Origin of the sequence: Sinanaerobacter chloroacetimidivorans, from assembly GCF_018128545.1 — a bacterium.
GTDB classification, from domain to species: Bacteria; Bacillota; Clostridia; order Peptostreptococcales; family Anaerovoracaceae; genus Sinanaerobacter; species Sinanaerobacter chloroacetimidivorans.
This window is the reverse complement of record NZ_JAGSND010000013.1, coordinates 112,736-118,735: the sequence shown is the minus strand read 5'-3', so window position 1 is coordinate 118,735 and position 6,000 is coordinate 112,736. Positions and strand designations below refer to the sequence as shown.

Genomic DNA, 6,000 nt, shown 5'->3' with positions numbered 1-6,000 from the left:
TCATTTCTAAAAAAACTGCGCTTACTCTTTCAATCACTTGTCTGTACAGAAAACGGAAGTTATGTTTTCAATCAACCTTATTTTTTTAACAAAATAACCTCTATCAATATTTAATTTTTTATACCGGTTTCGGTAATCTTTGTGAAATGACGTTCATTAGATTATCTGTACATGCCAGAGGTTTTACGAACTCTGCCTTATCAACAACCTGCAGAACCGGTTTCTCCGGTGCAAGAACACCGCCGAAGATTTCTCCGATTTCCGCATACTTATATTTATAAAGCTGATCATCCATTTCCTTGGAAATATCGTACGTATCATCAAAAGGCATTTCCACTTCGAATACATGAGCAAGCTCAGCGGCAATTTCCCAATTGCTGATGGCCACATCTTCATCGATCGCCTGCTGTACCGGCTGAAGTCGTCTTTCCGTATTGGTATACGTTCCGTCTGTTGAGGCAAAGGATGTTCCAGGAATCACGACATCTGCTTTTTCAGCTGTAGCAGTCATATGGGTATCGGAAACCATCAGGAATTCTAATCCGGAAAGATCTGCATCCGGATTTTCACCGAATACCAGAAGTGCTTTCACACCTTCCATCGCTTCCGCACCGGCTCTGATTCCAAGATCTACAAGACCCTGGCTGTTATTCTTGGATTTCACCTGGAGGATACCGTCTCTTGGGGCTCCGATATGTCCGGAAACAACTGCGATATCCGCAAGAAGCGTAGCCGCCTCCGTTGTTACCAGATTCTGCTGGAATACGATCATAGCCTTTTTGGCATTTCCATACAGCTCCGCTACTTCTTTCGCATCATTGCCTGCCTCTACCTTATCCAGGCTGGCCGTGAATTCTTCAAAGCCTTCTGCCTTGGAGGTCTTACCCATATCAAGCAGTGCCTTCGCAACTTCCTGAAGGAAAGTGATGTCATTATTTACATAGATAACCTTGGATGCAAATTCGAAATGCTGTTCATATCCTACCGGATTGATAAGCACTACTTTTGCGCCTGCTTCCGCAGCCTGTTTGATCTTCAGCTGAATAACAGGATTCAGGACAGTATGGAAACCGGCTGCCAGGATCACTTCTGTTGCCAAGAGTTCATCAATGGTATTCGGTGATGCATCAAAACCTAGCACCTTGGAAATACCACTCTGTCTGTTGTTGAAGCAAAGAGTTTTTGCACCGATGGTATCTGCAAATTTTTTCATTGCATAAGCTTCTTCATTGGTATAACGGTCGGAGATGGCAACTGCCACTGCATCCTTGCCGTATTTCGCACCAATGGATTGAGCTTTCTTCGCAGTCAGAACAAAGGCTTCATGATAATCAACCTTTTCCAGTCCCTTTTCCTTTTTGATCATCGGATCAACCAGCTTTCCGTCAAGCTCAGCACAGTCAAATCCAAATTTGCCCTTTCCGCAGAGAAGTCCTTTGTTTACGGCACCTTCCTTGTCAGGCACTGCCTTGATCAGCATATCGCCGTAAGTCTCCAGATGCAAACTGCAACCTACAGAACAGTAGGAGCAAGTCGTATCTGTTACTTCTGTCTTGAGAGGAATAGATTTCGCTATGGTCAGCCTTTCCTGAAGTGCGCCTGTCGGACATACGCTTACACACTGTCCGCAGGATACGCAGCCGGATTCTACAAGAGGTTTTTCCAAAGTCGGTTTTACAACGGTGTCAAATCCTCTGTGCACCAGTCCAAGGGCGCCAACTCCCATAACTTCATCACAAACACGTACGCAAAGTCCGCAAAGGATACACTTGTTCGGATCTCTTAAGATAAACGGATGATTGTCTTCAAACTCAACTTTATTGATATCTCCGGCAAATCGATCCGGTTTTACTTTATATTCATTCGCGAAGTCGATGAGCTTACACTCGAAATAATCGTGACAGCCGCATTCCAGACATCTCTTTGCATCTGCCATGGCTTTTTCTTCATCGTAGCCGAAGACCACTTCCGTGAAGTTGTCTTTTCTCTGCTCCGGATGCAAATGATCCATCTTTGGTCTGCATTGTCTTTCTCTGTCTTCAAAGGTCTTTTCCGTGATGTCATGTCTTTCAACTGTATATGGCTTTTCGAATTTAACCTTCTCTCCTCTGAGGTAAGCATCAATGACGCCGGAAGCTTTCTTAGCGTCTGCGATGGCTTCAATAGCGATGGAAATCTTATCATTTCCGCAGTCTCCGCCGGCAAATACGCCTTCCACACTGGTCATAAAGGTGTCCGGATCATAAACGATGCCCTTCTTGCGAGTCAGCTCAATATCATCAAAACCAATTGGATCCACAGCCTGACCGATAGCGAGGATCATGGTGTCAATATCAATGGTCTCTGTCTTTCCTTCAATTGGTCTTGGCGCTCTTCTGCCGCTGGCATCCGGTTCTCCAAGCTCCATCACCTGCAGTAAAACCTGCTTTGCGTGACCATTTTCATCCTTGATGACTTCAATTGGATTGGTCAGGTTCTTAAAGATTACGCCTTCTTCTTCCGCTTCCACGATTTCAATCATGTCAGCAGGCATTTCATCCTTGGTACGTCTGTAGATATTATAAACCTTTTCGGCACCAAGTCTGACCGCCGTACGGCAAGCATCCATGGCAGTATTACCGCCGCCGACGATAGCCACATTTTTGCCAAGCTTGATTTCTTCGTTTCTTACGACTTTTCTTAAGAAGTCAATACCACCGATGACACCTTCCGCATCCTCGCCTTTGCAGCCGACACCTGTGGAAACCCAGGCACCGATCCCGACAAGAACTGCGTCATAGTCCTTCTTCAGTACGCTGAAAGGAATATCTACACCGATTTTGGTGTTAGGAAGAAGCTTCACACCCATCTTTTCGATAAGATAAATTTCTTCATCCAATACTTCTTTTGGAAGTCTGTATTCAGGAATCCCATATCTCAGCATACCGCCAAGCTTAGGCATTGCTTCAAATATTGTAACCTCATGTCCCATCTTGCGCAGGAAATAAGCTGCAGACAGACCCATAGGTCCTCCGCCGATGATGGCAACAGATTTTCCTGTAGCCGGCTCAATCTCCGGCATAAATGGATCTTCTGCCGACAGATCCATGTCGGAAGCGAATCTCTTTAGCCAGGCGATGGAAATAGGTTCTTCTATCAGTTTTCTTCTGCAGTTGTCTTCACATGGATGAGGGCAGACTCTTCCGATAGCGCCGGGAAGAGGAATTTTATCTTTGATCAGTTCAATGGCTTCTTCAAACTGGCCATTGGCGATCAAACCTACATATCCCTGGCAGTCCGTGTTAGCTGGACATGCCAGTGCACAAGGCGGTCTGCAGTCTCCCACATGGTTGGATAAAAGAAGTTCAAGATTTGTTTTCCTTGATTCTTTTACTCGATCTGTGGTGGTTTTAATAATCATATTCGGGGCAATCTCGGTAGCACAGGCTTTTACCATTTTAGGATTTCCTTCCACCTCAACTACGCAGATGCCGCAAGAACCATAAATTTCTGTTCTTTCATCAAAGCAGAGAGTAGGAATATAAATATCATTTTCTTTTGCAATGTCAAGAATAGTCTGACCCGGAAGTCCGAAAACTTCTTTTCCGTCGATATTTAATCTGAATTTTTTCATTTTTCTTCACCTCTCTCCCTTAGTCTCTGATGATGGCGCCGAACTTGCAAGTTTCCTCGCACTTTCCGCACTTAATACAGGTATTCTGGTCAATGACATGCATTTTCTTTACTTCTCCGGAAATAGCATTTACCGGACATTTCTTTGAACACAGAGTACATCCGATACATTTGTCGGTAATAGTAAACGTCAGCAGCTCTTTACAGGATTTGGCTGTACATTTCTTGTTGTAAATGTGATCTTCGTACTCGTTTCTGAAATATTTGATGGTAGTAAGTACTGGATTTGGCGCTGTCTGTCCTAATCCGCACATAGAGCCGTCTTTGATTTTTTGTGCCAGCTCTTCGAGCAGTTCGATGTCGCCGTCCTTGCCTTCTCCAATAGTAATTCTCTCTAAAATTTCAAGCATTCTCTTGGTTCCTACTCTGCAGTAGTTACATTTTCCGCAGGATTCTTTTCTTGTAAAATCAAGGAAGTATCTTGCCATGTCAACCATACAGGTGGTTTCGTCCATTACGATCATACCGCCGGATCCGACGATAGCGCCTGTCTTATTGATATTCTCATAATCAACCGGTGTATCGATGAGTTCTGCCGGGATACATCCGCCGGAAGGTCCGCCCATCTGCACTGCCTTGAATGCCTTGTCGTTCTTGATGCCGTCTCCGATTCCGTAGATGACATCTTTTAGCGGCAATCCCATTGGAACCTCAACGAGTCCGCCCTTTTTAATCTTTCCTGCCAGAGCGAATACTTTTGTACCCTTGCTCTGAGGAGTTCCCATAGCACCAAATGCCGCTCCGCCATTTGCAATAATCCATGGAACATTTGCAAAGGTTTCTACGTTATTGATATTGGTTGGCTTCTGCCAATAACCTTTCTGAGCCGGGAACGGCGGCTTCAGTCTAGGCATACCTCTTTCGCCTTCCAGTGATGCGATCAGAGCTGTTTCTTCTCCGCATACGAATGCGCCGGCTCCGGCTTTGATTCTTAGGTCAAAACTGAAGTCTGTTCCGAAGAGATTCTTTCCGAGGAATCCTTTTTCTCTGGCCTGAGACATAGCAATCTCAAGTCTCTGAATTGCAAGGGGATATTCTGCACGAACGTAGATAACGCCTTCAGTAGCTCCCATTGCAAATCCACCGATAATCATACCCTCAATTAATGAATGAGGATCTCCCTCAAGGACACTTCTATCCATAAATGCACCGGGGTCACCTTCGTCTGCATTACAAACCATGTACTTCACTTTACCCGGTGAAGATTTTGCTGCATTCCATTTAAACCAGGTTGGGAAACCGGCTCCGCCTCTTCCTCTCAAACCGGAAATCTTGATTTCTTCAATAACTTCTTCCGGAGTCATGGAAGTGATTACCTTTTTTGTGGCTTCATATCCACCTGTTGCAATATATTCATCAATAGCTTCAGGATTAATTAAACCGCAGTTTCTAAGTACAATTCTTTTCTGCTTATCTATAAACGTCTTATCTATGTCGGATATCTCCAGATTTCCAGCTACTTCGCCGGAAACCAGATGTTTCTCTACGATTTCTGCAACTTTACCAGGCTGTACTTTTACGTATCTTGTGATATTTCCATCATCATCATATACGTCAACAATCGGTTCCAAATAGCAGGTCCCGATACAGCCGGTCTTTTCTACCGCTATATTGAGGCCCTTTTCTTTAATCTGGCTTTCAAATTCCGCAGCAGTTTTCTTTGCACCTGTAGCGACACCACAGCTGCCCTGTCCAACAACAACCTTCATACTATTCTTCACCTCCTACGCTTCTCTTTGTCTGATTTCCTGGAGTACGTCCCTTACACTGTCCTTCGTAAGATTTCCATAGGTTTCGTCCCCATGTACACTCTTGATCATCATAACAGGAGCAAGACTACAACAGCCAAGACAGGCAACATTGTTCAGTGTGAAAATTCCATCTTCTGTGGTTTCCCCGTCTGATATGGAAAGCTCTTCACAGATAGCTTCTTCAATCATTTCAGAACCGTTTACATGACATGCCGTTCCCTGGCATAACATGATTAGATACTTTCCAATGGGCTGCAGTCTGAATTGAGAGTAGAACGTCGCAACACCATAAATTTTTGCAGGCTTTATACCAGTCTGCTCGGAAATATAATTGATTGCATCCATGGACAAATATCCATAAATATCCTGAGCTTTTTGTAAGATTGTAATTAAGCTCCCCGGCACCTTCGCATATTTCCCCAGCACTTCTGCCAGTTCGGAAAAGTCAGGCGCCTTGCAATCACACTGACAATCACTGTTTTTACAAGTCATAATCTTATCCTCCCATAATTCTAATTACATGTAAAGTGATCATGTCGTTTTATGAATTATCGGCCTGTCGAATTTTGTTTGAACA

General features: G+C 44.2%; 3 protein-coding genes. All 3 read right to left on the bottom strand.

Annotated elements, in window-relative coordinates; genetic code table 11:
- Nucleotides 1–118 precede the first annotated feature (118 nt).
- The 3 genes from KCX82_RS16795 to nuoE are packed head-to-tail and all read right to left on the bottom strand — an operon-like array spanning nucleotide 119 to nucleotide 5,915.
- The gene (locus KCX82_RS16795; RefSeq protein WP_227019646.1) at nucleotides 119–3,613 is read right to left on the bottom strand and encodes an FAD-dependent oxidoreductase; all 3,495 of its coding nucleotides are present in this window, start codon (nucleotides 3,611–3,613) and stop codon (nucleotides 119–121) included.
- A 19-nt stretch (nucleotides 3,614–3,632) separates the two neighbouring features.
- The gene (locus KCX82_RS16790; protein ID WP_227019645.1) at nucleotides 3,633–5,381 is read right to left on the bottom strand and encodes an NADH-quinone oxidoreductase subunit NuoF; all 1,749 of its coding nucleotides are present in this window, start codon (nucleotides 5,379–5,381) and stop codon (nucleotides 3,633–3,635) included.
- 15 nt (nucleotides 5,382–5,396) lie between these two features.
- Nucleotides 5,397–5,915 (bottom strand): NADH-quinone oxidoreductase subunit NuoE, encoded by a 519-nt coding sequence (gene nuoE / locus KCX82_RS16785; protein WP_227019644.1) that lies wholly within the window; start codon nucleotides 5,913–5,915, stop codon nucleotides 5,397–5,399.
- Between the last annotated feature and the right edge of the window lie 85 nt (nucleotides 5,916–6,000).